At 66.6% G+C, this 24,918-nt stretch carries 24 protein-coding genes; 16 read left to right on the plus strand and 8 right to left on the minus strand.

What is annotated here, in order from left to right; all coding sequences use genetic code 11:
- Positions 1-68: 68 nt before the first annotated feature.
- The 13 genes from AC57BR_RS00820 (at position 69) to AC57BR_RS00880 (ending at position 14,470) form a co-directional block, all read left to right on the plus strand.
- Positions 69-269 carry a ubiquitin-like protein Pup gene (locus AC57BR_RS00820; protein WP_076802936.1) on the plus strand — a complete coding sequence of 67 codons (201 nt, stop codon included), beginning with the start codon at positions 69-71 and terminating at the stop codon, positions 267-269.
- Positions 270-353: 84 nt separating this feature from the next.
- Positions 354-1,175, plus strand: coding sequence for a proteasome subunit beta (prcB, locus tag AC57BR_RS00825; protein WP_496357896.1), 822 nt, complete (start codon positions 354-356; stop codon positions 1,173-1,175).
- 1 nt (position 1,176) lies between these two features.
- Positions 1,177-1,884 (plus strand): proteasome subunit alpha, encoded by a 708-nt coding sequence (gene prcA / locus AC57BR_RS00830; protein WP_496357897.1) that lies wholly within the window; start codon positions 1,177-1,179, stop codon positions 1,882-1,884.
- A 1-nt stretch (position 1,885) separates the two neighbouring features.
- Entirely contained in the window at positions 1,886-3,250 is a 1,365-nt protein-coding gene (pafA, locus tag AC57BR_RS00835; RefSeq protein WP_496357898.1) for a Pup--protein ligase, read from the plus strand.
- Positions 3,251-3,358: 108 nt separating this feature from the next.
- The gene (locus tag AC57BR_RS00840) at positions 3,359-4,288 is read left to right on the plus strand and encodes an FKBP-type peptidyl-prolyl cis-trans isomerase (RefSeq protein WP_496357899.1); all 930 of its coding nucleotides are present in this window, start codon (positions 3,359-3,361) and stop codon (positions 4,286-4,288) included.
- Between the two features lie 47 nt (positions 4,289-4,335).
- The gene (locus AC57BR_RS00845) at positions 4,336-4,731 is read left to right on the plus strand and encodes an FKBP-type peptidyl-prolyl cis-trans isomerase (protein ID WP_307102959.1); all 396 of its coding nucleotides are present in this window, start codon (positions 4,336-4,338) and stop codon (positions 4,729-4,731) included.
- A 222-nt stretch (positions 4,732-4,953) separates the two neighbouring features.
- Entirely contained in the window at positions 4,954-6,963 is a 2,010-nt protein-coding gene (locus AC57BR_RS00850) for a helix-turn-helix transcriptional regulator (RefSeq protein ID WP_496357900.1), read from the plus strand.
- A gap of 42 nt (positions 6,964-7,005) precedes the next feature.
- Positions 7,006-7,374 (plus strand): hypothetical protein, encoded by a 369-nt coding sequence (locus AC57BR_RS00855; protein ID WP_496357901.1) that lies wholly within the window; start codon positions 7,006-7,008, stop codon positions 7,372-7,374.
- A gap of 35 nt (positions 7,375-7,409) precedes the next feature.
- Positions 7,410-7,679, plus strand: coding sequence for a Sec-independent protein translocase subunit TatA (gene tatA / locus AC57BR_RS00860; RefSeq protein ID WP_494021288.1), 270 nt, complete (start codon positions 7,410-7,412; stop codon positions 7,677-7,679).
- A gap of 48 nt (positions 7,680-7,727) precedes the next feature.
- A complete protein-coding gene (gene tatC, locus AC57BR_RS00865; RefSeq protein ID WP_496357934.1) occupies positions 7,728-8,522 on the plus strand; it encodes a twin-arginine translocase subunit TatC in 795 nt (264 codons plus the stop codon).
- A gap of 24 nt (positions 8,523-8,546) precedes the next feature.
- Positions 8,547-11,441 carry a DEAD/DEAH box helicase gene (locus AC57BR_RS00870; protein WP_496357902.1) on the plus strand — a complete coding sequence of 965 codons (2,895 nt, stop codon included), beginning with the start codon at positions 8,547-8,549 and terminating at the stop codon, positions 11,439-11,441.
- A 96-nt stretch (positions 11,442-11,537) separates the two neighbouring features.
- Entirely contained in the window at positions 11,538-13,199 is a 1,662-nt protein-coding gene (locus AC57BR_RS00875; protein ID WP_496357903.1) for an amidohydrolase, read from the plus strand.
- Between the two features lie 533 nt (positions 13,200-13,732).
- The gene (locus tag AC57BR_RS00880) at positions 13,733-14,470 is read left to right on the plus strand and encodes a polyprenol monophosphomannose synthase (protein ID WP_003802223.1); all 738 of its coding nucleotides are present in this window, start codon (positions 13,733-13,735) and stop codon (positions 14,468-14,470) included.
- Positions 14,471-14,577: 107 nt separating this feature from the next.
- On the opposite strand, the gene AC57BR_RS00885 is transcribed toward AC57BR_RS00880, so the two are convergent.
- The 4 genes from AC57BR_RS00885 to AC57BR_RS00900 form a co-directional block, all read right to left on the minus strand.
- Entirely contained in the window at positions 14,578-14,925 is a 348-nt protein-coding gene (locus tag AC57BR_RS00885; RefSeq protein ID WP_003802221.1) for an RNA polymerase-binding protein RbpA, read from the minus strand.
- A 295-nt stretch (positions 14,926-15,220) separates the two neighbouring features.
- Positions 15,221-16,198 carry an SPFH domain-containing protein gene (locus tag AC57BR_RS00890; RefSeq protein WP_496357904.1) on the minus strand — a complete coding sequence of 326 codons (978 nt, stop codon included), beginning with the start codon at positions 16,196-16,198 and terminating at the stop codon, positions 15,221-15,223.
- A gap of 103 nt (positions 16,199-16,301) precedes the next feature.
- The gene (locus AC57BR_RS00895; protein ID WP_496357905.1) at positions 16,302-16,763 is read right to left on the minus strand and encodes an NfeD family protein; all 462 of its coding nucleotides are present in this window, start codon (positions 16,761-16,763) and stop codon (positions 16,302-16,304) included.
- A gap of 122 nt (positions 16,764-16,885) precedes the next feature.
- Positions 16,886-17,911 (minus strand): putative RNA methyltransferase, encoded by a 1,026-nt coding sequence (locus tag AC57BR_RS00900; RefSeq protein WP_496357906.1) that lies wholly within the window; start codon positions 17,909-17,911, stop codon positions 16,886-16,888.
- Positions 17,912-17,985: 74 nt separating this feature from the next.
- Here AC57BR_RS00900 and AC57BR_RS00905 point away from each other — a divergent pair, with 74 nt between their 5' ends.
- Complete coding sequence (locus tag AC57BR_RS00905; RefSeq protein ID WP_496357907.1) at positions 17,986-20,058, plus strand: S9 family peptidase; 2,073 nt, start codon at positions 17,986-17,988, stop codon at positions 20,056-20,058.
- 26 nt (positions 20,059-20,084) lie between these two features.
- Here AC57BR_RS00905 and AC57BR_RS00910 read toward each other — a convergent pair whose 3' ends face one another.
- From AC57BR_RS00910 to AC57BR_RS00925, 4 genes are all read right to left on the minus strand, one after another.
- Positions 20,085-20,750, minus strand: coding sequence for a peptide deformylase (locus AC57BR_RS00910; RefSeq protein ID WP_496357908.1), 666 nt, complete (start codon positions 20,748-20,750; stop codon positions 20,085-20,087).
- A 78-nt stretch (positions 20,751-20,828) separates the two neighbouring features.
- Entirely contained in the window at positions 20,829-21,962 is a 1,134-nt protein-coding gene (locus tag AC57BR_RS00915) for an FAD-dependent oxidoreductase (RefSeq protein WP_496357909.1), read from the minus strand.
- On the minus strand, positions 21,959-22,612 hold the full coding sequence (locus AC57BR_RS00920) for a class I SAM-dependent methyltransferase (protein ID WP_496357935.1): 654 nt from the start codon (positions 22,610-22,612) through the stop codon (positions 21,959-21,961). The genes AC57BR_RS00915 and AC57BR_RS00920 overlap by 4 nt, the downstream gene beginning before the upstream one ends.
- 68 nt (positions 22,613-22,680) lie before the next feature.
- On the minus strand, positions 22,681-23,862 hold the full coding sequence (locus AC57BR_RS00925) for a type III polyketide synthase (RefSeq protein WP_496357910.1): 1,182 nt from the start codon (positions 23,860-23,862) through the stop codon (positions 22,681-22,683).
- Between the two features lie 110 nt (positions 23,863-23,972).
- Between AC57BR_RS00925 and AC57BR_RS00930 the strand changes: the two genes are divergently transcribed.
- Positions 23,973-24,416, plus strand: a complete 444-nt coding sequence (locus AC57BR_RS00930) for a helix-turn-helix transcriptional regulator (RefSeq protein WP_496357911.1) — start codon at positions 23,973-23,975, stop codon at positions 24,414-24,416.
- A gap of 9 nt (positions 24,417-24,425) precedes the next feature.
- Positions 24,426-24,836 (plus strand): VOC family protein, encoded by a 411-nt coding sequence (locus AC57BR_RS00935; protein ID WP_496357912.1) that lies wholly within the window; start codon positions 24,426-24,428, stop codon positions 24,834-24,836.
- Positions 24,837-24,918 lie beyond the last annotated feature (82 nt).

The following is a 24,918-nucleotide window of genomic DNA, read 5'->3' on the forward strand; positions in this document are numbered from 1 at the left end:
CCTTTGCATGGCAATATGGGCATACAGGATGTCCCTCCGTAATGGGGGACTGGATGAAGGAGAAGGACATGGCAGGCCAGGAGCAGCAGCAGCCGCAGCCACGCGACACCGAGGTCGAGGAAGAGGTCCCCGTACCGCCGGCGCCCGCAGAAGGACAGGCATCCGCCTCGACGCAGGGTGTTGACGATCTCCTCGACGAGATCGACGGCGTCCTGGAGTCCAACGCGGAGGAATTCGTCCGGGCATTCGTGCAAAAGGGCGGCCAGTAGACCGGCAGCGACACCACCCGCACCGGGCACGGAGGCCAGAGGTACCGGACAGCCGCTGAAGTATCACGTTGAAGGAGTGCACCAGTGCAGGAGACAACAGCCAACAAGGTAGCCGCCCACGCGACGTCGTCGTTCACTGAGCATCTCCAACGCGACCGTCCGGAACTGCTTCCCCAATACGCACCGTTTGCGGCGGGCACGCCCGCCGGCCAGCCCCTCGCCGTGCCCCACGCCACCACCATCGTGGCCATGACCTACGCCGGCGGCATTGTCATGGCCGGCGACCGCCGGGCCACCATGGGCAACATCATTGCCAGCCGGCACATCGAAAAAGTCTTTCCCGCCGACCAGTATTCAGTCCTCGGAATCGCCGGCACCGCGGGCATCGCAATCGACCTGACGCGGCTGTTCCAGGTGGAGCTCGAGCACTACGAGAAGATCGAGGGCACCCTCCTGAGCCTGGACGGCAAGGCAAACCGGCTCGGGGCCATGATCCGGGGCAACCTGCCGATGGCGCTGCAGGGCCTCGCCGTTGTCCCGCTGTTCGCAGGCTTCGACACTGCCGCCGGGGTAGGCAGGCTCTTCTCCTATGACGTGACCGGCGGCCGCTATGAGGAACAGGAACACCATGCCGTGGGCTCCGGATCAATGTTCGCCCGTGGCGCCCTTAAGAAACTCTGGCGGCCCAACCTGCCCGAGGACGAAGCGATCTCAGTAGCCGTCGAATCCCTGTACGACGCAGCCGACGACGACTCCGCCACCGGCGGCCCCGACCCCGTGCGGCAACTCTGGCCCGTGGTGTACGCCGTCAACCGGGCCGGAGCCCGGCGGGTATCTGAACGGGAACTCGCAGCCATGGCCGGAAACATCATCGAGTCCAGGGCAGCTGCCCGCAGGGAGGCCTGATATGACACAGCAGTTCTATGTCTCTCCCGAACAGCTGATGAAGGACCGTGCGGATTTCGCACGGAAAGGCATCGCCCGGGGCCGGTCCGTGATCGTGATCAGCTGCGAGGACGGGATTGCGCTGGTGGCGGAGAACCCGTCCCCGTCGCTGCATAAGATCGGCGAGATCTACGACAAGATCGCCTTCGCCGCCGTCGGGAAGTACAACGAGTTTGAGAGCCTCCGCCAGGCCGGGGTGCGTTACGCCGACGTCCGCGGCTACTCCTACGACCGCGAGGACGTCACGGCCAGGGGACTGGCCAGCGTCTACGCCCAGAGCCTGGGCGCCGTCTTCACCGCGGAGCAGAAGCCGTTCGAGGTGGAACTGGCCGTGGCCGAAGTCGGAGCCAGCCAGGACCTCGACCACCTCTACCGCCTCACGTTCGACGGCTCGATCGCGGACGAGCACAACTTCATTGTGATGGGCGGCCAGGCGGACAAGGTGTCCGGGGCGATCGAGGGCGGCTGGCAGCGCGACCTCCCGTTCGCGGCGGCGATCCGGCTCGCCGTCAGGGGACTCGTGACGGACAACGAGGCACCCGACCTGCCGGCCAAGGCCCTGGAAGTGGCGGTGCTGGACCGCAGTTCGGAAAGCAACAGGGGGACGCGGAGGGCTTTCCGCAGATTGTCCGACCAAGACGTTGTGGAACTGCTGGCTGAGGAGAGCTGACATGGACAAGAGGATCTTCGGCATTGAAACCGAATTCGGGATTTCCTATTCGAGCCCGGACTCCCGCCCCCTCGCCCCGGAGGAAGTGGCCCGCTACCTGTTCCGCAAGGTGGTCAGCTGGGGACGGTCCTCCAACGTGTTCCTCACCAACGGGTCCCGCCTGTACCTTGACGTGGGCTCGCATCCGGAATATGCAACGGCAGAATGCGACGACCTCGCCCAGCTGATTGCACATGACCGCGCCGGGGAGCTCATCCTGGACGACCTCGTGGACGAGGCCCAGTCCAGGCTGGCTGCCGAGGGCTTCAACGGTACGGTGTACCTGTTCAAGAACAACACTGACTCTGCGGGCAACTCCTACGGCAGCCACGAGAACTACCTCATTCCCCGCCGCGGCGAGTTCACCCGGCTGGCCGAGATCCTCATCCCGTTCCTCGTCACGCGCCAGCTCATTGCCGGTGCCGGCAAGATCCTGAAGACGCCGCACGGAGCCACCTACGCGTTTTCGCAGCGGGCTGACCACATCTGGGAGGGCGTGTCCTCCGCTACCACCCGTTCGCGGCCCATCATCAACACCCGCGACGAGCCGCATGCCGATGCCGAGTTCTACCGCCGCCTGCATGTGATCGTAGGGGACTCCAACATGTCCGAGACCACGGCGCTGCTCAAGGTGGGCACCGTGGACCTTATCCTGCGGATGATCGAGGCGGGAGTGATCATGCGGGACATGCGGATGGAAAATCCCATCCGCAGCATCCGGGAGATCTCCCATGACCTGAGCGGCCGCGCGCTTGTCCGGCTCGCCAACGGCCGCCAGCTCACAGCGCTGGAGATCCAGCAGGAGTACCTGAGCAAAGTCACGGCGTTTGTCGAGGAGAACGGAGCCCACAACCCGCACGTCCCGCTGATTCTGGACCTGTGGGGGCGGACGCTGCGCGCCATCGAAAGCGGCGACTCCAGCACCATCGACACCGAAATCGACTGGGCGATCAAGAAAAAGCTGATGGACAGCTACCGCAGGCGCCACGGCCTGGGCCTGGACGCCCCCCGGATCGCGCAGCTGGACCTCACCTACCACGACATCTCCCGCTCCCGCGGCCTGTACTACCTGCTGCAGTCGCGCGGGGCAGTCCGCCGGGTGACGGAGGAAACGGCCATCAAGGACGCCGTGGATGCCCCGCCGCAGACCACACGGGCCAAGCTGCGTGGCGACTTCGTCCGCAAGGCGCAGGAGCTGGGCCGTGACTACACCGTGGACTGGGTCCATCTGAAGCTCAACGACCGCGCGCACCAGACCATTCTGTGCAAGGACCCGTTCCGCAACGAGGACGAGCGGGTGGATGCCCTTCTGGAATCTATGGGCTGATACCCAGCTTTCCGCGTTACTCTGGAAGAGGCCGTTCTGCGGTCCTGACTGCCTTGCCGTGTCCAACATCCCGGCAGGCATCCATCTTGCCCCGACGAAAGTTCTTACGTGCGCCGACTACTAGCAATCCTTCTTCCCGCGCTGCTGCTCCTGACCGCCTGCGGTGGCCAGGAGCCCGCAGCCCCGGAACCGACCAGCCAGTCCGCGGGTGAGACCGCCAAGCTCGACTCGCTCAAGCTGACGGACAAGGGGGACAAAAAAGCCCCGGGCGTCGAGTTCACCAAGCCCCTCGAGGTTGCCGAACCCACCGTCAAGGTTGTCACCGAAGGCGGCGGGGACCGCGTGAAGGCCAACCAGATCGCCGAGATTTCCGTTCTTGCCCTCAATGCCAAGGACGGCTCCACGCTGGACGACAGCTTCCCCCGCGATCCCGAGCCCCTTGAACTGAACGATGAACTCAAGACCGGCAGCGCGATCGTCTACAACGCGTTTGTCGGCGCCAAGGTGGGCTCCCAGCTCGCCCTCGCCATCCCGGGCAAGGCCGCTGCACAAGGTGCCGCTGCCCAGCCGACCCAGCTCCTGATCATCAAGGTGCTCTCGGCCAAGGAAGCCCCGAAGGTCCTCGACAAGCCTGAAGGCGATCCGGTCACCCCGCCCGCCGGCCTGCCCACCGTCACCGAGAAGGACGGCGTCCCGGAGATCTCGGTCAAGGGCGTCGCAGCCCCGAAGAAGCTCATCGCCCAGGACCTGATCAAGGGCAAGGGCACAGCCGTCAAGGCCACGGACACCCTGACCGTGAACTACGTCGGTGTGGCCCTGGCCAGCGGCAAGAAGTTCGACTCCAGCTTTGACCGCAAGAAGCCGGCATCCTTCGCGCTGAACCAGGTCATCAAGGGCTGGACCCAGGGCCTGGCCGGAAAGACGGTCGGCTCGCGCGTCCTGCTCGTCATCCCCAAGGATCTCGCCTACGGCGACTCCGGCCAGGGTGACGCCAAGGGCGACCTCGTGTTCGTCGTCGACATCCTGGGTGCCAAGTAAAAGTACCAACCCGAATACCCAAGTTCCCACAAACAGAAGGAGCAACCATGTCATTTGGCCAGCGCAAGCTCGACCGTGAAAAGCCGGAAATCGACTTCCCCGAAGGCCCGGTGCCCACGGAACTCGTCATCACGGACATCATTGAGGGCGACGGTCCCGAGGCCAAGGCAGGCGACACCGTCTCCACGCACTACGTCGGCGTGGCCTGGTCCACCGGCGAAGAGTTCGACGCCTCATGGGGCCGCGGTGCCCCGCTGGACTTCCGAGTCGGCGTCGGCCAGGTCATCCAAGGCTGGGACCAGGGACTGCTCGGCATGAAGGTCGGCGGACGCCGCCGCCTTGAGATCCCCTCCGAGCTGGCTTACGGCTCGCGCGGTGCCGGCGGAGCCATCGGCCCGAACGAGGCACTCATCTTCGTCGTGGACCTGGTGGGCGTCCGCTAGTCCCCACGCGCCCCCTGTCCTCACAAGTTCGGACGGGGAACCCGGCGCGCGTGGGCCCACCCACCGCCGCCTGTCATCACAAGTTCGGACAGGGAACCCGGCGCGCGTGGGCCCACCCGCGGGCCGCTGTACTGCGGAAGCGCGGTAACAATCGGAAGGATTTTCCGGATTGTTGCCGCGCTTTCGCGATTTTGCCGGAAGGGCTTTAGTAACCTAACGAGGGTGTCCGCCCAACGAACTGAACGCCTGCTGAACCTCCTGATTGCCCTGCTGAACTCGCGGTACGGCCTGCGGCGCAGTGAGCTGCGGGAGAAAATCTATGCCGGCGGCGCGGCCAGCGACGCCGCCTTTGGCCGCATGTTCGAACGTGACAAGAACGACCTTCGCGACTTCGGCTTCGACGTCGAAACGGTCACAGACCTGGGCTGGAGTTCGGACGATCCCGGCACCACCAGGTACCGGATCGGCAAGGAATCCAACCGCCTGCCGGATGTGGAACTGACCCCGGACGAATGGACGGTCCTGCTGCTGGCTTCGCAGCTCTGGGAGCAGGCGGCGCTGGGAACGGCGGCAAGCAACGCCCTCCGCAAGCTGCAGGCAGCGGGCGGCCTGGCCGACGTCGAGCTTCCGGCCGGGGTGCAGCCGCGCATCAAACCGGCGGGCCAGGCGTTCGAGGACCTGGTGGCTGCCATGCACGCCCAGCACGCTGTCCGCTTCCTCTACCTGGCCGGCAGCACGGGCCGCGAAGAGGAACGCGTCGTTGAACCGTGGGGCCTGGGCAGCCGCTTCGGCCAGTGGTACCTCGTCGGCTTTGACCGGGGCCGGAGCGCCAAGCGCTTCTTCCGGCTGTCGCGCTTCACCTCCGCCGTCACAATTCTAGAGAGGGAGGCCTTCACGCCGCCCGCCGGCTTCAACGTCCGCGCCCAGCTGAACAGCCTTCCGGAGCTTCCGGTCAGCACCGCCGTCGTGGATGTCCGCAGCGGCAAGCTGCTGGGACTGCGGAAGCGTGCCGCCGGGGCCGCTGCGTCCGAGGACGCACATGCAGAGGCCAACACGGGCACAGACGCCGACGCCGGCTGGGACCGCCTTTCCGTTCCCTACCGTGACGCTGAGGTGCTTGGAGAGGAACTGGCCTCCTACGGGCCGAACGTCAGGGTGGTGGCGCCCGCGGACCTGTCCGCTGCCGTGCAGCGCCGCCTGGCGAATGCCGCCGCCTTCGTCGACGCTCCGGCGCCGGCTTATTCATTCGGTCATGCCGGGACGGGAAAGCGCACCCGCAAGCGCACGTCGGAAGACCAGCTCAAGAGGATGCTGCAGCTGGTCCCGTTCCTGGTCCGCAACCAGGGCCTGCCCATCGAGGAGGTCGCCGACAGGTTCGGGGTGACCCGGCAAGAACTCGAGGGTGATCTGCTGATCCTGATCTGCTCCGGGCTGCCGCAGGGGTACCCGGACGAGCTGTTGGACATCCAGTGGGAGGAAGGACACGTTTTCATCAGCCAGTCCATGGAGCTGAACCGGCCCGTCCGATTCACCGTGGACGAGGCCTGCGCGCTGCTCACTGGCCTCGAGACCCTCAACGGCCTGCCGGAGCTGGCCGAGGGCAGTGCCCTGGAATCAGTGACACTCAAGCTGATGGCAGCGGCGGGGGAGGAGGGGCTCCGTGCCGCTGCCCTGTCCGGGCCGGAGGTCGGGCCCGGCAACTCAGCCAACCTCGAGGTCATCCGCGACGCGATTGAATCAGGGTCCCAGCTGCACCTTGTCTACCTTTCCGCGCAGAAGGACACCCTGTCGGAGCGGGACGTGGATCCGCTCCGGCTCTATTCCATGGACAACACCTGGTACTTCGAGGCCTACTGCCATTCGGCGGCCGGCCTCCGGAACTTCCGGCTGGACCGGATCGAGGCGCTTACCCCGACCGGCAAGCCGGTCTCCTCCGGGATAAAGCCCGACGGCGGGTTCCCGGCAAAGCTGTTCACCCCCAACGACGACGACACCCTGGTCACCGTGCAGCTCACCGCCCGCGGTGCCGGCCTCGCGGACGACTATTATGCCGAGCGGACCGCGCCGCTTCCGGACGGCGGCCTGGTGGCCGATATCCGGTTCGGCAACACGGCATGGCTGCCCATGTTTGTGGCCCAGCACGGCGGAACGGCACGGATCCTGGAACCGGAGGCGCTTGCCCGCGCCTCGCGGGACTGGATCCAAGCCGCCCTGGCCCAATACAACGGATAGCCAGTACAACGGCTAGCCAGTACGCCAGCTAGACTACTCAGCATGCCTTGGTGGTCCTGGATCCTTATTTGGGTGGCACTTGTGTCGCTGTCCCTGCTGTTCTTCGTTCTCATGGGTGTCCGCCTGTTCCGCCAGTTCATGGCGACGGTCAAGGAGCTCGGTGAAGCCGGGGACAAACTCACCCGCCTTCCGGTTCCCGCCGCGGCGTCCGCAGGCGTCCCGGCGGCTGCAGCTGATTCCGACGTCGCCGGGGTTGCACCAGGAAGCGCCCCTTTTGCCTCGCCACACCAGATGCGCCATGATTACCACGCATCCAAAGAGGCCCGCAGGGAAGCCCGGCGCCAGCGCAGGGTCCGCCGGAAGACCGAACGGGGCCAGCCCCAGTCGCTGCGCGACATCGAATTCAGATAAACGTAGGATGTTACTAAACGAAAGGAACACCCACCATGAGGCTTGAAGGCTGGCATCTCATCATCATCATCGTCTTGGCTTTGGTGCTCTTCGCGGCACCGAAGCTGCCCGGCATGGCCCGGAGCCTCGGCCAGTCGATGCGCATTTTCAAGTCGGAAGTCCGCGAAATGAAGAAGGACGGCGCCCCGGAAGCCAAGGACGGCTCAGATCCCGTCGAAGGCACCGTCGTCAACCACCCGCGTTCCTCCACGACGGATAACCGTCCTGCCGACGGAAACGACGTTCCGCCTCCCAACCGCGCCTAAGATCACGTGGCACTAACCATGAGTCGTCGCTCCAATCCTGAGGGACGGATGGCTCTGCTGGACCATCTGCGCGAACTCAGGAACAGACTGTTCAAGTCCGCCATTGCCGTTGTGCTCGCCACCGTTGCGGGCTTCATGGTCTACCAGCCCATGCTCGCGGCCCTGATCAAACCGATCCGGGACCTCAACGAAAGCCAGGGCAGGCAGGCGTCCCTCAACTTCGACGGCGTGGCGAGCTCCTTCGACCTCATGATCCAGGTGTCCGTCTTCCTGGGCGTCATTCTGGCCAGCCCGGTCTGGCTGTACCAGCTGTGGGCGTTCATCGTCCCCGGCCTTCACAAGAAGGAGCGCCGGCTGGCGCTGTCCTTCGTGGCGGCCGCGGTGCCGCTCTTCGTGGGCGGCGTAACAATGGCATGGCTTGTCCTGCCTAATGCCGTCCGCGTACTCACCGACTTCACGCCCTCCGGCGGGTCCAACTTCATCAGCGCGCAGGTCTACCTGTCCTTCGTGCTGCGGCTGCTGCTCGCCTTCGGCATTGCCTTCCTGCTCCCTGTGGTCCTGGTGGGGCTGAACCTCGCCGGACTCCTCCGCGGAGAGCAGCTCATCAAGAGCTGGCGCATCACCGTGTTCCTTGTCTGCCTGTTCGCCGCCATGGCCGCGCCCGGCGGCGACGCAATGAGCATGTTCTACCTTGCCGGTCCCATGCTCCTGCTCTTCTTCGTGGCCATCGGCCTGTGCGTCCTGAACGACCGCCGACGTGCCCGCCGGGCAGAGAAGCGGGCCGCTGAGACCGAGGCCACAGCCGATATCGCGACTCCGAGCAGTGAGCTGAAGAATCTCTAGGTGCGCCCCCGCTAGGCTTGAGGCATGTCCACCACCACTCCGTCGCCTTCCGAACGGTACCGCGCCAGCGCCGAACGGGCCGCGGAAGCAAAGACCCACCTGGGTGCATTCGCCCGCACCCTCAGCTTTGAACTGGATGACTTCCAGCGGCAGGCGTGCAAGTCGCTCCAGGAAGGCCGCGGGGTCCTTGTGGCCGCGCCCACCGGAGCCGGCAAGACCATCGTTGGTGAGTTCGCCGTCTACCTGGCGCTGCAGCGCGGACTGAAAGCCTTCTACACGACGCCCATCAAGGCGCTCAGCAACCAGAAATTCACCGAGCTGACGGAGAAGTACGGCGAGGAGAACGTCGGGCTCCTGACCGGCGACACCAGCATCAACGGCGACGCGCCCGTGGTGGTGATGACCACCGAGGTCCTGCGGAACATGCTGTACGCCGACTCCGACACCCTGTTCGACCTGGGCTTTGTGGTCATGGACGAGGTCCACTACCTGGCCGACCGCTTCCGGGGTGCCGTCTGGGAGGAAGTCATCATCCACCTGCCCAGCGAGGTGCAGGTCGCGTCACTCAGCGCCACAGTCTCCAACGCCGAGGAGTTCGGCGCCTGGCTGGACACGGTCCGCGGCGATACCGACGTGATCGTCTCCGAACACCGTCCCGTGCCGCTCTGGCAGCACGTCATGGTGGGCCGGGACATTGTGGATCTTTTCGCCGGCGAGACCACCTTTGACGAAATCGCCCCCGCGGGCAGCCCCGCAGCGGCCGCTGCCCTGCCCCTGGCGCCAACACCTGCCGACGCCGGCCAGCGCGGTTTCGAGGTCAACCCGGAACTGCTGACCCTTTCGAGGGCTGAAAGCCAGCTCAACTTCCAGGGCCGCTTCGGCCACGGCGGCCGGAGCCAGCGGCGGCAGCAGCGCCAGCGCTATGGCGACAAACCCCAGCAGGAGACCCGGACCGCTGTGCGGCGGGCCAGCCGGCCGCAGGTCATCGCCAGCCTTGACCGGCAGGACCTGCTGCCCGCCATCACCTTCATCTTTTCCCGGGCCGGCTGTGACGCCGCCGTCGCCCAGTGCGTGGCGTCCGGGCTCTGGCTCACCACGGAGCGGGAGCAGCAAATCATCGCCCAGCGGGTGGACGAGGCCGGCCAGGACATCCCGTCCGACGACCTTGAGGTGCTGGGCTTCTGGAACTGGCGTGACGGGCTGCTGCGCGGCATCGCTGCCCACCATGCCGGCATGCTTCCCACGTTCAAGGAAGTGGTCGAAAAGCTCTTTGCCGACGGCCTCGTGAAGGCGGTCTTTGCTACCGAGACGCTGGCCCTCGGCGTCAACATGCCGGCCCGTTCAGTGGTGCTGGAGAAGCTGGACAAGTTCAACGGCGAAGCCCACGTGGACATCACGGCAGGGGAGTACACCCAGCTCACCGGCAGGGCGGGCCGGCGCGGCATCGACGTCGAAGGCCATGCCGTGGTCCTGTGGCAGCCGGGGACGGACCCTGCCGCGGTAGCCGGCCTGGCCTCCCGCCGGACGTATCCGCTGAATTCCAGCTTCCAGCCCACGTACAACATGAGCATCAACCTGCTCGCCCAGTTCGGCCGGCCCAGGGCCAGGGAAATCCTGGAGTCCTCCTTCGCCCAGTTCCAGGCTGACCGGTCGGTGGTCGGGCTGGCGCGGCAGGTCCGCAGCCGCGAAGAGTCGCTGGCCGGCTACGCAAAATCCATGACGTGCCATCTTGGCGATTTCACCGAGTACGCCCGGCTGCGGCGGGAACTTTCCGACGCCGAGAATTTCAGTTCGCGGAGCAAATCACGGGCCCGCAAATCACTCAACGAGGACTCCCTGAGCCGTCTCCTGCCGGGCGACGTTGTGGATGTTCCGGCAGGCAGGGCCCCCGGATTCGCCGTGGTGCTCAGCTCGGACCACAGCTCCCGCGAGCCAAGGCCAGCGGTCCTGACGCTGGAAAGCCAGCTGCGCCGGATCGGCGTCGACGACCTGGAGGGCCCCATTGCGCCGCTGACCCGGATCAGGATCCCCAAGTCATTCAACGCGAAGGTTCCCAAGTCGCGGCGGGACCTGGCCTCGTCGGTCCGGAACGCGCTGCGGGAGAACCGCCCCCCGGCCAGGGGGAGCAGCCGCAACACCGACTTCGGGCTTGGCTCCGCCCTGCAGAACCAGGAAAAGAAGATCGCCGACCTGCGGCGTGCCTTGCGGGCCCACCCGTGCCACGGCTGCAGCGAACGCGAGGACCACGCCAGATGGTCAGAACGCTGGTGGAAGCTGCGCAAGGAAACCGACGGCCTGGTCCGCCAGATCCAGGGCCGCACCAACACCATTGCCAAGACGTTCGACCGGGTCTGCGATGTCCTGTCGGCCTACGGATACCTCGAGTCCACCGGGGACGGACAGCACCGCATCAGCACCGACGGCCAGCGGCTGCGCCGGATCTACGGCGAAAAGGACTTGCTGATTTCGCAGGCCCTGCGGCAGGGCGCGTTCGATGACCTCGACGCGGTGGAGGTGGCTGCATTCGCCAGCGTGCTGGTGTACCAGGCCAAACGTGAGGATCGCGGCTTGCGGCCCCGCATGCCCAGCGTTTCCCTGGAGACCGCCGTCGATATCGTGGTCCGCGAGTGGTCTGCGCTGGAGGACGTGGAGGAACAGAACAAGCTCCCCCTCACCGGCGAACCCGAACTGGGACTGATCTGGCCCATGTACAAGTGGGCCCGCGGCCGCCATCTGCAGGAAGTGCTCAGCGGCACGGACCTGGCCGCCGGCGACTTCGTCCGGTGGGTGAAGCAGGTGATCGACCTGCTGGACCAGCTGGCCAAGATTCCCGGCCTGGACCCCCGGCTGGCCCGGCTCTGCGCCGAGGCCATCAAGCTGATCAGGCGGGGCGTCGTCGCCTACTCCACAGTGGGCTGACTGCCCGCCCTCCAGTCCCAGCCTCCGCACTGAACACTTCCGTACTGAACACTTCCGTACCCAACACCCCGTTTGAACTCTCCAAGGAGCGCCTCCATGGCCGATGCCCCCGCCCGCCCGCAGGAAGGGACCGGACCGTCAAAGGTCACGCTGTACCGCAACGGTTCCGTCTACACCGCGGCTGATCCCTTCGCCACGGCCATGCTGGTGGACGGCGACACCGTCGCGTGGGTCGGTTCGGAACAGGCTGCCACCTCGATCGCCGACAGCTCCATGGACATCGTCGATCTCCGCGGTGCCCTCGTTGCTCCTGGTTTTGTCGATTCCCACGCCCACCTGACCGAGACCGGCATAGCGCTCGGCTCACTGCAGCTGGGCGGTGTGCGGTCGGCACGCGAGCTGCTGGACGCCGTTGCGGCTTCGGGCGGGGAAGGCGCGGTGCTGGGCCATGGCTGGGACGAGTCGCTCTGGGACGATCCCACGCTCCCGGATGCCGGAGAGCTGGAGCGGGCTGCCGCCGGCCGGCCCGTGTATCTTTCCCGGGTGGACGTTCATTCGGCACTTGTCTCGCCGTCACTCGTTGCCAGTGCCGGGCTGGCGGAGCTGGATGGCTACGCGCCGGGCGGCCATGTGCGGCGCCAGGCCCACACTGCCGCCCGGCAGGCCACCCGCCGCCTATCAGTGGCCGCGCTGCAGGACTACCAGCGGCGTGCCCTGGACGAGGCTGCGGCCAACGGGTATGTGGCGCTGGCCGAGATGGGCGCACCAAAAATCAGCAGCGTCGATGACCTGCGACTGGCCGTGGGATGGAACGACGCGGCAGGCTCCCGCCCGGCGCCCGAGGTGCTGCCGTACTGGGGACAATTGACGCCGACGGCGGCCGACGCCGAGGCGCTCCTTGCTGAGCTTGGGGTCCGGGTCCGCGGATTTGCCGGGGACCTGAACATCGACGGATCAATCGGCTCCCGAACGGCGTCCCTGCGCGAACCCTACGCGGACGCACCCGGGGAGACCGGGACGACGTACCTGTCCGTGTCTGAGGCGGCCGCGCATCTGGCGGCGTGCTCCCTCCTGGGTATCCAGGGCGGATTCCACGTCATTGGTGACGCCGCCCTCGATGCAGCCCTGCAGGCCCTCGAGGAAGCAGCCGCTGAAGTGGGGGAGCAGCGGGTCCGGGCAGCCGGGCACCGCTTCGAGCACGTTGAAATGGCCGACGCCGACGCCATCGCCCGCCTGGCGAAGTACTCAGTGACGGTCAGCGCACAGCCGGCTTTCGACGCCGCGTGGGGCGGCCAGGGCCGGCTCTACGAGCGGCGGCTCGGATCCCGCAGCCAGGGCATGAACCCGTTCGCGTCGTTCTATTCAGCCGGCGTCCCCATCTGCTTCGGCAGCGACACCCCGGTGACGCCGCTCCGTCCCTGGTCCAGCGTCCGGGCGTGCCTCGAGCACCACGACGCCGGCCAGCGGATCTCTGCCCGGGCGGCCTTCCTCGGCCACACGCGGGCCGGCTGGCGCGCCGCCCGCTACGAAAACCCCATGGCGGGCCAGCTGGTACCGGGCGCACCGGCAACCTTCGCCGTCTGGGAAGTCGATGAGCTCATGGTCCAGGTGGCCGACAACAGGGTCCAGTCCTGGAGCACGGATCCCCGTGCCCGCACGCCGCTGCTGCCCGCACTGGACACGGGAACGGATCCCCGGTGCCTGCAGACCGTGCGTAACGGGCTGGAGCTGTTCTCCGCAGAAGCCTTCCGGGCCTGACCGACACCAGGCTTAACCCGGCGACACATGGAGCTATTGCCCGCCACAATGACCGTCCAAGAACTGCAGAAATACGCCTCTGACCTGCGGCGATACGTGAACGGGCAGGTCAGGGGGCTGTTGACAGCCCCCAGCCAGTCCGTAGCATTGAGCTTCCGGGGGCGGGTCCAAAGCGCAGCAGAAAACAGTTCCTCCATCCGCTTATCGCGGCACCAGGAACTGGCCCGTAGCGCACGGACCCGCCCGTGGCGGAGCCCGCGAGCTGACCACCTCGTCCTGACCACTGCGTCCTGACCACCCCGTGCTGCCAGCCAAGCGCGAACGCACACTTAAGCTCCGCGGGGCCCGCCCCTGCCGCTGGGCGACAAGCGCGAACGCACACTTGCGGCCCCATGGCCTGCCGCGCGGACAGAAAAGCTGCGCGCACGGAAGCGCTCCGCGGGGCCCGTATAATGGGGAGTTGCGCTTTACGAGCCGGCGTTCCCGCCGGGCTCTCCGCGTACTGACCGCTCCCATCCAGGAAAGGCCTCCCTGTGCGTGTCCTCACCATCATCCCCACCTACAACGAGCTGGAGTCGCTTCCCAAGACTCTGGGACGCCTTCGCGCTGCCGTGCCGGCTTCGGACGTCCTCGTTGTTGACGACAACAGCCCGGACGGCACCGGGCAGCTGGCGGACAGCATCGCTGCCGGGGACAACCAGGTCCATGTCCTGCACCGGAAGGGCAAGGAAGGCCTGGGCGCCGCTTACATCGCGGGCTTCAGGTGGGGACTGGACGCCGGCTACGACGTCCTGGTGGAGATGGACGCCGACGGCTCGCACCAGCCCGAACAGCTTCCTTCGCTGCTTGAGGCCGTGGACCAGGGCGCCGACCTCGCCATGGGTTCGCGCTGGGTGAAGGGCGGAAGCGTGGTGAACTGGCCCCTGTACCGCCAGGCCATTTCGCGGACCGGCAGCACGTACGCACGCATCATGCTCGGCCTCAAGATCAAGGACGTGACCGGCGGCTACCGTGCGTTCCGGCGCACCACGCTGGAGAAGCTGAACCTGGACCAGGTTGATTCCGTCGGTTACGGCTTCCAGGTGGACCTGGCATGGCGCGTCGCGAAGATGGGCCTGAACATCGTGGAGCGCCCCATCACCTTCGTGGAGCGGGAACTCGGCGCCTCCAAGATGAGCGGCAACATTGTGGTTGAGGCCATGATCAACGTAACGAAGTGGGGCTTGACCGCCCGCTGGAAGAAGCTGACGGGCAAGAGTCCGCGCGACTAGCTGCCACAAAGAACCAGGCTGGTACCCAAAAGGCCGGATCCGCTGCATCCGTGGATGCAGCGGATCCGGCCTTTTGGCTGTAGCGCCTGCCTGCTGGCTAGCAGCAGCTAGGCTGAACGCCGTTCGCCGCGACGCTCGCGCAGAATGGTGAGGCGGTCTTCGAGGATCTGCTCCAGCTCGGGAAGCGAGCGGCGCTCCAGCAGCATGTCCCAGTGCGTACGGACTGCCTTTTCGTTGCTGGTGTCCGGGCGTTCGCCATCAACGAGCAGCGCTTCCTTGCCGGTCTTGGAAACCCAGACAGGGGGAATTTCGGCTTCGGAGGAAAAGGTGACAAAAACCTGTTCGCCGTCCTCGCACCGGTACTCAACCCGCTGACGCGGAGCCGGCTCCACGCCGGATTCGGTCTCCATGCTTTGGGCGCCAAGACGCATGCCTCGCAGGCTGCGATCGCTCATGATTTCTCCCTCTAATCGGTTCGCGGAGCGGACTCCGCGCTAGCCGGAAGCCCTGGTAAGGGCGCCTCCGGACTACGGTGTGGTTCACGTAGCATCACTAGGTGAAACGCTTCGCCAAGCATTGTTGTTCCGTACGGACTGATCCGGCCGGACAAATATCCCATTATACGGATTCCAGCGGGGCGCAGCAATCCGGCCCGCGCAGCAATCCGAGAGTGCGGCAGCGCAGCCGCGTGCACAAGAAAACGGGAGGCGGGCCGCTGCGGCCCACCTCCCGTTGCTTTGCCTTGGAACGCTAGGCCTGGGTCCGTGCCGGTGCCTCGCCAGTCTGGGCGCCAGTCTGGGCGCCGTCTTCGGCACCGAACAGGTCGCCGGAGCGGGGATCAGGGTTGGTTCCGCCCAAAGCGCTGCCGATGCCTTTCAGTGCCTCACCGACTTCGCTGGGAATGATCCACAGCTTGTTGGAGGAGCCCTCGGCGAGCTTCGGCAGGGTCTGCAGGTACTGGTAGGCCAGCAGCTTCTGGTCCGGGTTGCCCTTGTGGATGGCGTCGAACACCTTCTGGATGGCCTGCGCCTCACCGTCTGCGCGCAGGATGGCAGCTTTGGCGTCACCCTCGGCCTTGAGGATGGCGGCCTGCCGCTGCCCTTCGGCGGTCAGGATGGCGGACTGCTTGGTTCCTTCGGCGGTCAGGATGGCAGCGCGGCGGTCACGTTCTGCCCTCATCTGCTTCTCCATCGAGTCCTGGATGGAGTGCGGCGGGTCGATGGCCTTCAGCTCCACCCGGGAGACGCGGATACCCCAGCGGCCTGTGGCTTCATCCAGGACACCGCGCAACTGGCCGTTGATCTGGTCGCGGGACGTGAGCGCCTCTTCCAGGTTCAGGCCGCCCACCACGTTACGCAGGGTGGTGGTGGTCAACTGCTCCACGGCCTGGATGTAGTTGGCGATCTCGTAGGTGGCGGCGCGCGGGTCGGTGACCTGGAAGTAGACAACGGTGTCGATGGACACCACGAGGTTGTCCTCGGTGATCACGGGCTGCGGCGGGAAGGAGACCACCTGTTCGCGCAGGTCCAGCAGCGGCAGGAGCCGGTCAACAAAGGGAATGAGGAGCGTCAGGCCGGGATTCAGCGTGCGCTGGTACTTCCCCAGCCGTTCCACGACGCCGGCCCGGGCCTGCGGCACGATCCGCACCGAGCGGACCAGCACGATGATGACGAAAATGATCAGAACCACCATCACGAACGTGAGTGCGATTCCTCCTGGGCTATCCATACTTCTCCTTGTCCCCAACTTTCAGTGAAGCTCTAACCTGGCGAAAACTCGCCGCAATCTGCTGCTCCGCCGCGGCGGGGGCAGAAACCCGTAGTGGAGCCGCCTACTGGACGGCGGTCTCAGCCTGAGGTGAGACGACCGCCGTCGCACCTTCAATGGCCGAGACGATCACCCGCTGGCCTTCGGGAAGGACGCCGGACTGCGAGCGGGCGCTCCAGATGTCGCCGCCGATCTTCACGCGTCCGCCGGTGGCCGTTACTGCTTCCAGGACCAGCGCTGATTCGCCGATCAGGCGGTCAATGTTGGTGCGCTGTTCCGGCGCGCCCTTGTGCAGGTGCTTGAGTGTCACCGGTCGGACGAACGCAATCATGAGCAGCGAGACGACGCAGAACACCACGATCTGAAGCCAGAAATCAGCGCCGGCAAAGTCCGCCACCAGGCCGGCAAGGGCACCTCCGCCCAGCATGATGAAAAAGAGATCAAGGGTCAGCATCTCCACGGCGGCGAACACCAGGAAGAGGGTGAGCCACAGTGCCCACCAGTTTTGGCCAAGCCATTCAAACATCGCGTTTCCCCCTTGATCCCGAGGGCTGCGGGGCAGACCCTCAGTAACTTTCTTCCATCGTAGACCGAAGCCGGAGCGCCCGGCAGGGGAATGGCGGGCAGCACAGGAACGTGGCCAAGCCGTTATGGAGCGGGGATATTCGCCGGGACGAAGATGCTGATCCGGAACCGGGCGGAGACCCTGGTTGTTGGCGGGAGGCCGGCGAGCCGGTCGGTCACTGTGGCGCGGTCCGTGTGGTGGCCGGCGGGTCCCATGAGGGCAAGGTTGGTAACGTCCTCCGGGGAAAGCGTCAGCTCCACGTCGATGTCCTCTGCCGACAGCGGCGAGAAGCGGCCTGCGAGCGCCTCGGCCAGGCGCTCGTCTTTGTCAGGGTCGATGCCCAGCATTCCGGCCTGGCTGGCAATTTCCCCGAGGTGGCCGGCTCGCGGTGTCACCACAATGAGCCTGCCTGAGGGCTTGAGGACGCGGGCGAACTCGGCAGCGTTGCGGGGCGCGAACACCACGGTGACGACGTCGACGGCGGCGTCAGGCAGGGGCAGCGGCTGCCAGACGTCACCCACCAGATTGATGGCGTCCGGATTGAGTTTGGCGGCGCGGCGCAGGGCGAACTTGGAGATGTCCAGCCCGACGGCGGCCACGCCGTCCGTGCCGTCTACCTGGGCGGTGCCGTCCACCGGGGCGGCGCCGTCCGCGGATTCCCTGTTCTTCAAGTAATCGCTGCTTTCCGGACGATCGTCACTGTCCGGATGATCGTCACTGCCCAGATGATCGTCACTGCCCAGATGAGCATCGCTGTCCAGAAAATCAAGGATCGCGCGCAGGTAATGTCCCGTTCCCGTGCCGGAGTCAAGGACAGTTGGAGCTGGCCCGTTCAGTGCCGGCCGGGCTGCCTTGGCCAGCGCGGCGGCCAGGGGCCGGTAATGACCGGCGTCGAGGAAGGCTGCCCGCGCCGCAACCATCTCCGCGGTATCCGATTCGAAGGCGGTTCCCTTGCCCACCAGCAGGTTGAAGTACCCTTGCCGGGCGGCGTCGAAGCTATGGCGCTCCGGGCACGCCAGTGCCCGGAGCCTGCCGTTGCCGCCGTCGTGGACGGGCTGGAGTTGCTGGCGGCAGACGGGACAAAGCAGAACGGGCAGGCGCGAAAGCATGAGGACAATCCTAGGGCAGATGTTTTCGGCGGCCGGCGTTCCGTGCCGCTGCCCGACCCGCTAGGCTCACGTGGGTGAAGCCTGAACATTTGCCGCTGCTCAACTCCGTCTCCGCCCCCGCCGTCCACCCCGATGGCACCAGGGCGGTTGTGTCTGTGGTCCGTCCGGACTTTGACGCCGACTCCTATGTTGGCCAGCTGTGGAGCGTGCCCCGGGACCCGGAAAAGCTGCCCCGCCGCGTGACCCGGGGCTTCCGCGACACGGCGCCGGCCTTTTCGCCGGATGGCCGGGTGCTGGCTTTCCTCCGCGCCGCCCCGGGCGGCAAACCCCAGCTTCATGTGGTGGAGGCCGCGGGCGGGGAACCACAGGCCCTGACCGACAGGAAAATGGGCGTCACGTTTTTCGCCTGGTCGCCGGATTCCACCCGAGTCGTCTTCGGTTCGAGGGAACCGGAAGAGGGCCGCTACGGATCGCTCGACGGCGTTGGATCCGGCGCGGAGGACGCCCGGTTGATCGCGGATTACAAGTACAGGATGAACGGCGTGGGCTACACGCGGGACAAGCCGCTGCAGCTGTTCATGCTCGAGGTTCCGGAACTGGGCGGGGAACCCTGGGTCAAGCCAGTGGGGCGCGCCGCCAAGCGGAGCGACATCGGGAAGGGCACGAGCGAGGGCGAGAGTGAACGTTCGGCGGAATCCGGCGAGGATTCCGGCGGGTTCCCGGAGGCACGCCAGCTCACGACGTCGGCAACCGACCACACCGGCGCCACCTTCAGCAGCGACGGCAGTGCCATCTACTTCGTGGCAGCACTCCATGAGGATGCCGACCAGGACCTGGTGTCCGGGATCTACCGCGTAGCGGCCGACGGCGGCACGCCGGCGTTGGTGCCGCACGCCAACTTGGGCGCCCAGACCGTTTCCGACGTCCGGGAGTCGGCCGACGGACGCTGGCTGTTCTTCACTTCCCAGGACCTGGGCAGCACCCGTCAGGACTTCGTTGCCAAGAATACGGTCCTCCACGTCATGCCCGCCGCCGGTGGCGACGCCACCGCCTTGAGCGACGCGGAGAACATGGACGTCGAAGCGCCCGGTGCCACCATCGGCCTCCGCGGCAACGACAGTGCGCTAGTACTCAACAATGCCCAGGGAACGGTGGAGCTGCTCGAATTCAGCGCCACGGGTGACCATTCCCTCCTTGTTCATGGTGACCGGGTGGTCGCCGGGGCCGGGGACGGTGCGGGCACGGTCTTCATCAGCTACAGCGACGCCGCTACGGCAGGGGATGTGGGGGTCCTCGAGGACGGCCAGCTCCGGCTGCTCAGTGATTTCTCGGCAGCACTGCGGACCGAAGCAGGCATCATCGAGCCGCAGGAGCTGACGTTCCCTGCCCCTGACGGCTACCCGGTCCACGGCTGGCTGGTTCTGCCGCCGGGGAAGGGCCCGCACCCTGTGCTGCTGAACATCCACGGCGGACCGTTCTCGCAGTACACCACCGCGTTCTTCGATGAGGCACAGGTCTATGCCGCGGCCGGATACGCCGTTTTGATGTGCAATCCGCGCGGCTCGGCCGGTTACGGCCAAGCCCACGGCCGGTCCATCAAGGAGCGGATGGGCACCGTGGACATGCAGGACGTGCTCGCGTTCCTGGACGGAGGCCTTGAGAAGTTCTCTTCCCTGGACGCCGGCGCTCTCGGGATCATGGGCGGTTCCTATGGCGGATACCTCACGGCGTGGACCATCAGCCAGGACCACCGGTTCCAGGCGGCCATCGTGGAGCGGGGTTTCCTGGATCCGGTGAGCTTCACGGGCTCGTCGGACATCGGCTGGTTCTTCGGCGGCGAGTACGTCGGCTCGGCGGCGGGGCAGGTGGCCGCGCAGAGCCCCATGGCAACGGTTGCCGCCGTCAGGACGCCCACGCTGGTGATCCACAGCGAAGATGACCTCCGCTGCCCGGTGGAACAGGGCCAGCGCTACTTCACCGCCCTCAAGCAACAGGGCGTGGACTCGGCGTTCCTTGTGTTCCCGGGCGAGGACCACGAGCTGTCACGCTCGGGGACGCCGCATCACCGGCGGCAGCGGTTCGAACATATCCTGGCCTGGTGGGCGAAGTACCTGCCGACGGACAGCAACCGCGCCGGCACCGCCTAATCCGGCGCCGGCTAATCCAGTACCGCCTAGTCCGTGCCGGCCGGGAACCCGAGCTCGCCGCTGGCAGCAGCGATGCCAGGCGCGGCCCAGCGCGTGGCGTACTCACTGTTCGTGCTGAGTGAGCGGAGCTCGGCCCGGTCGATGTAGAGCCGGCCGTGGAGGTGGTCGGTTTCGTGCTGCACGATCCGCGCCTGCCAGCCGCTGAAGTCCTTGGTGACATGCCCGCCGTCGGGCGTTAGATACTCCAGCCGCACGCTTTCGGGACGCTCAACCACAGCCTGCAGTCCGGACAGCGAGAGGCAGCCTTCGAAGAAGGCGGCCGTGCCGTTGCCCAGGCGCGAGTAGGACGGATTCAGCATGGCGAAGAACTCCAGCGGCGCCCTGCCCCGGGCCGCGGCCGTGACCTCGTCGATCTCGAACTGGTCTTCGAGGACGGCCAGCTGCAGGGGAATGCCCAGCTGCGGAGCTGCCAGGCCGACGCCGGGTGCGGCATGCATGACCTTCCTCATCAGGACGATCAGCCGGCTGAGTTCCTCGGGCTCCAGCTGGCCCTCGAAGGGAGCCGCGTGCTGCCTCAGGACCGGGTGCCCGGCCTGCACGATGGGCGGCAGGGCCTCTGCGGCCAGCAGTTCCTGCACGGTCTCCCTGATGCGTGCGGGGCTGTAGGGCGTGGGCGGAGATGCGTGGGTCATGGGGACAGCCTAGTGCTGCGGTGCACAGTGCTGCAGTGCCGTGCCGCGTTGTGCAGTGCCGTGCCGTCTCGCGCCGTGCTATTGCATCGTAAAGCGCCGGGCCACCAACGCGTTGAAGGCCGGTACGGCAGCGATGCCGGCGATCGCCGCATTCCGTGGCCGCAGCAGGCCGGCCGGAAGCGGTCTGCCCAGTGCCATGTTCACCTCGGCCTGGCGTCTCGCGGCGGCTGCGGCCCGGCGTCGTGAGGCATCGAAACCCCGCAGCGCTTCAGCGGAAGGCTCATTGCGCACGACGGCGAGGATCGCCGGCATCAGCGCTTGAGCATCCAGCCAGCCCAGGTTCATTCCCTGGCCGCCGATGGGGCTGATCTCGTGCGCCGCATCACCGATGAGCGCTGTCCGGCCGGAAACCATGCGCGCGGCCAGCCGCGAGTGGACACTGAAGCTGCTGAGCATGGTGTTCGCGCCGGGGTCCAGCGCCACGCTGGTTCTGCGGACAACGAGTGCGGCCAGCTGCTCCGCATCGGGGCGTGCCGGCGGTCTGCCCAGCCGGACTACCCAGCGGCGGACTCCGCCGGGCAGCGGGAAGGACTCCACAATGCCGTCGCTTTCCAGGAACAGCGCGGCGTCGCTGCCGAAAGGGCTGGATTCGGGAAAGTCACCCATCAGGTAGTGGTCCGGATACAGTTTCTCCGGCGCCGCAACCCCCAGAAGTGTCCGCACCGTCGAGTAGGCGCCATCGGCGCCCACCGCGAAAGCTGCTGAGTGGGTGGAGCCGGCACCGTCAGTGGTGACGCTCAGCGTGACCCGGCTGCCGTCGTCGTGCATTCCTGTCACCCGGGCGCCACGGACGAGCGCGCCGCCGTCCAGCTCCCGGAGCCGCCGCTCCAGGACCTCCTCCGTCACGGGCTGCGGCACGGCGAGGACGAACGGGTACCGGTCGGAAACCGGGGCGAACGGCATGCTGGCGATCGTCCGGCCGTTACTCACGGCGAAGCCCTGGCAAATGGGGACGCCGCGGCCGATCAGCTCCTGGGCAACGCCGATGCGCTCCAGGACGGCGAGCGCCGGCGGATGGATGCCGATGGCCCGGGTGTGGGCATTCCGGCCGGTCCGCCTTTCGAGGACCCGCACCGTGACCCCGTGCTGCAGGAGCAGCGAACCTAGAAAGAGTCCAACCGGCCCGCCTCCCACGATCAGCACACCGGTCATGCCGGGCGCCGCCGGTAGGTGAGCAGGCAGTGGAAGGGGGAGTGCGGTTCCACCGTCCAGCCGGCGGGGACGACGGCGGCCAGCTCCGGAACGGTGTAGCTGCGCCTGATCGAGGTCAGCCCGTCCCCGCGGATATAGGAGCCGGTGAGCGGGAGGGCGCCGGCACTGAACAGCGCATAGGCAGCCGCGCTCCGGCTTAGATCGTTGTGCAGGGCCAGGCGGCGGGCCAGCCCGGCGGAATCATCCAGGAACTGCTGCAGTTCCGGCGCAGTCAGATGGTGCAGCACGTGATTGGAGATGACGACGTCGTAGGATTTGCCCTCGGCGAGCAGATCGCCGCTGCTCGCCTGCCGGAACTCCACGCCGGGGACGGGCTCGCGGCCGGCGGCAAAACGGAGGGCCCTTTCATCCGGGTCAACCCCTGTCACGTGAAGCTGGATCCCGTCCCTCGACGCCCAGCGGGCGAGCATCACGGCCAGGTCGCCCCCGCCGCAGCCAACGTCCAGCAGCGTTGCGGTGCCCACGCCGGCCACCTGCGGGCGCACCCTGGTGCGGTACAGCCGGTGCCAGCCGGAGACCACGCGGTTGACCAGCGCGAACTGCTGGTAAGTGCGCTGCAGCCGGTCCGGATCGCAGTCCGGCCGGTCCATGTCTTCAACGGCGTCCGTGTCCCGCCGGCCAAGGATGCCTGGGCCCGTTCCGGGGATTCTCACCTCCGTCAGGCCAGGGACGGCTCGGCCTCGCCGGCCACCGCATGAGGCTCATCCGCCGGTTGCTTCACCTTGGTGAACAGCCCGGTCTCCACCGTCAGCCCGGGGCCGAACGCCATGGAGCAGATGCGTTCGTCCCCCTCCCGCCACGGAAGATCCAGAATGTGTTTGAGGACGAAAAGCACCGTGGCGCTGCTCATGTTGCCGTAATTCCGGAGCGTTTCGCGGGCCGGATGCAGCTGCTCATCGGTAAGGTCCAGCCGGGACTGCACCTTGTCCAGGATGCTGCGGCCTCCCGGATGGATGGCCCAGTGGGTGATGTCGCGGTACGCGAGTTCCCGCAGCGAGGGGTCCCGTGCCAGCAGCGGCTCGAGCGCGCCAACAATGTGGTCGTCGATGATGTGCGGCACGTAGTTGCCGAGCACCATCTCAAAGCCTTCATCGCCGATGTTCCAGGCCATCGAATCCTCACCCACCGGTGTCAGGACCGTCTCGAAGTGGTCCAGCTGGAGCAGCGGCGGGGATTCCAGGTCCTCGCGTGCCGTCACGACGGCTGCCGCCGCACCGTCCGCAAACAGCGCAGATCCCATGATCGTGTCGGGATCGTTGGAGGTCCGGACATGCAGGGAACACAGCTCGGCACACACCACCAGCACAACCGCCGCCGGGTCCGCCTCACAGAAGGATTTGGCCGCCCGGAGCGCCGGGAAGGCTGCATAGCAGCCCATGAAGCCGAGGTGGTAACGCTGCACCGCAGGGTTCAAACCGAGGGCGCGGACGATTTTGTAGTCCGGCCCGGGGTTGAAAAAGCCGGTGCAGGAGACCGTGATGAGGTGGGTGATGTCCGGCGGGTCAATGCCGTCGCACTTGGAAACGGCCGTGTCCGCCGCCTGAATGAAAAGCTTCGTGGCTTCCTCGGCGAAGAGGTTGTTGCGTGCCTTGGTGCTGGGGCTCCGGAGCAGGCCGGTCTGCGGATCGAAAAACTGGGGGTTTTCGGCGGTGGAGTCCATGGTCAGTTCGCGGACCGCCGTGTACCGGGTGTCGATGGCGGCGGAATCAAAACACGTGGACACAAGCCGTGAGCCAAGGCGCGTCAGCCCGGGCTGCGCTGCGAACACGTCACGGGCCTCATGCTGGATGAGCAAAGTCGGCGGAACTGCAGTTTCAAGAGCCCTCACGTAGACCGTCATTCGTTCATTCTTAACGAGAGCGCAGGTTAAGACAATGGATTGGGCCGGCCGCAGCCGGACAACCCCCGCGGGACTGGACAACTCGGGCCGGAGGTAGCACCATCTCGATTGTGACCACCAGACCCGCCGCAGAACAGCGCCTTGACGATCTGGCGCGGCTGCGACGCGTCCGCGACCGCATCGACAGGGAGTACGCCCAGCCGCTGGACGTCGAGGCGCTGGCCCGCGGCGTGAACATGTCAGCCGGGCACCTCAGCCGGCAGTTCCGGGAAGCCTATGGCGAGCCCCCGTACGCCTACCTCATGACGCGGCGCATCGAGCGGGCGATGTCGCTGCTGCGGCGGGGCGACCTCAGCGTCACGGAGGTGTGTTTCGCCGTCGGCTGTTCCTCCCTGGGGACGTTCAGCAGCCGCTTCACCGAGCTGGTCGGCATGCCGCCCAGTGTGTACCGGACAGAGGCGGCGGGGGAGACGGCGGGCATGGCGTCATGCGTGGTGAAACAGGTGAGCAGACCGGTCAGGAATCGAGAAGCGGTCCCGTCCGGCCGCACCTAGACTGGCGGCATGAACCTCACCATTCACTGGACATTCCTTCCGCATAACGACGCCGACGCCTCCCTGGCCTTCTACCGCGACACTCTCGGATTCGAGCTCCGCAACGATGTGGGGTACGGCGGGATGCGCTGGCTCACCGTCGGTCCTCCGGACCAGCCGGGCACCTCTGTGGTCCTGGAACCGCCGGCAGCCGACCCGGGCATCACCGAGGACGAGCGGCGCACCATCACCGAGATGATGGCCAAGGGCACCTACGCCCGCCTCGTGCTCGGCACCCCGGACCTGGACGGCACTTTTGAAAAGGTGCAGGCCAGCGGCGCCGAGGTGGTGCAGGAGCCCACCACGCAGGCATACGGCGTCCGCGACTGCGCTTTCCGCGATCCTGCGGGGAACCTGATCCGCATCAACGAGGTCCCCTAAGTTATTTTCGATCACGGCCGTACTCCGATCACGACCGGACTTTCGATCACAACCGGCGGGCGCGGCTGCTGCGTCCGCCGGT

This window comes from Arthrobacter sp. BGA-UO-ETr-C19 (assembly GCF_059568005.1).

Bases quoted from the DNA above. Each gene is read 5' to 3' on its own strand.
- AC57BR_RS00820 (WP_076802936.1), top strand. From the start codon at position 69: ATGGCAGGCCAGGAGCAGCAGCAGCCGCAGCCACGCGACACCGAGGTC.
- prcA (WP_496357897.1), top strand. From the start codon at position 1,177: ATGACACAGCAGTTCTATGTCTCTCCCGAACAGCTGATGAAGGACCGT.
- pafA (WP_496357898.1), top strand. From the start codon at position 1,886: ATGGACAAGAGGATCTTCGGCATTGAAACCGAATTCGGGATTTCCTAT.
- AC57BR_RS00845 (WP_307102959.1), top strand. From the start codon at position 4,336: ATGTCATTTGGCCAGCGCAAGCTCGACCGTGAAAAGCCGGAAATCGAC.
- AC57BR_RS00855 (WP_496357901.1), top strand. From the start codon at position 7,006: ATGCCTTGGTGGTCCTGGATCCTTATTTGGGTGGCACTTGTGTCGCTG.
- tatA (WP_494021288.1), top strand. From the start codon at position 7,410: ATGAGGCTTGAAGGCTGGCATCTCATCATCATCATCGTCTTGGCTTTG.
- tatC (WP_496357934.1), top strand. From the start codon at position 7,728: ATGGCTCTGCTGGACCATCTGCGCGAACTCAGGAACAGACTGTTCAAG.
- AC57BR_RS00870 (WP_496357902.1), top strand. From the start codon at position 8,547: ATGTCCACCACCACTCCGTCGCCTTCCGAACGGTACCGCGCCAGCGCC.
- AC57BR_RS00875 (WP_496357903.1), top strand. From the start codon at position 11,538: ATGGCCGATGCCCCCGCCCGCCCGCAGGAAGGGACCGGACCGTCAAAG.
- AC57BR_RS00885 (WP_003802221.1), bottom strand. From the start codon at position 14,925: ATGAGCGATCGCAGCCTGCGAGGCATGCGTCTTGGCGCCCAAAGCATG.
- AC57BR_RS00890 (WP_496357904.1), bottom strand. From the start codon at position 16,198: ATGGATAGCCCAGGAGGAATCGCACTCACGTTCGTGATGGTGGTTCTG.
- AC57BR_RS00895 (WP_496357905.1), bottom strand. From the start codon at position 16,763: ATGTTTGAATGGCTTGGCCAAAACTGGTGGGCACTGTGGCTCACCCTC.
- AC57BR_RS00900 (WP_496357906.1), bottom strand. From the start codon at position 17,911: ATGCTTTCGCGCCTGCCCGTTCTGCTTTGTCCCGTCTGCCGCCAGCAA.
- AC57BR_RS00910 (WP_496357908.1), bottom strand. From the start codon at position 20,750: ATGACCCACGCATCTCCGCCCACGCCCTACAGCCCCGCACGCATCAGG.
- AC57BR_RS00915 (WP_496357909.1), bottom strand. From the start codon at position 21,962: ATGACCGGTGTGCTGATCGTGGGAGGCGGGCCGGTTGGACTCTTTCTA.
- AC57BR_RS00920 (WP_496357935.1), bottom strand. From the start codon at position 22,612: ATGGACCGGCCGGACTGCGATCCGGACCGGCTGCAGCGCACTTACCAG.
- AC57BR_RS00925 (WP_496357910.1), bottom strand. From the start codon at position 23,862: ATGACGGTCTACGTGAGGGCTCTTGAAACTGCAGTTCCGCCGACTTTG.
- AC57BR_RS00935 (WP_496357912.1), top strand. From the start codon at position 24,426: ATGAACCTCACCATTCACTGGACATTCCTTCCGCATAACGACGCCGAC.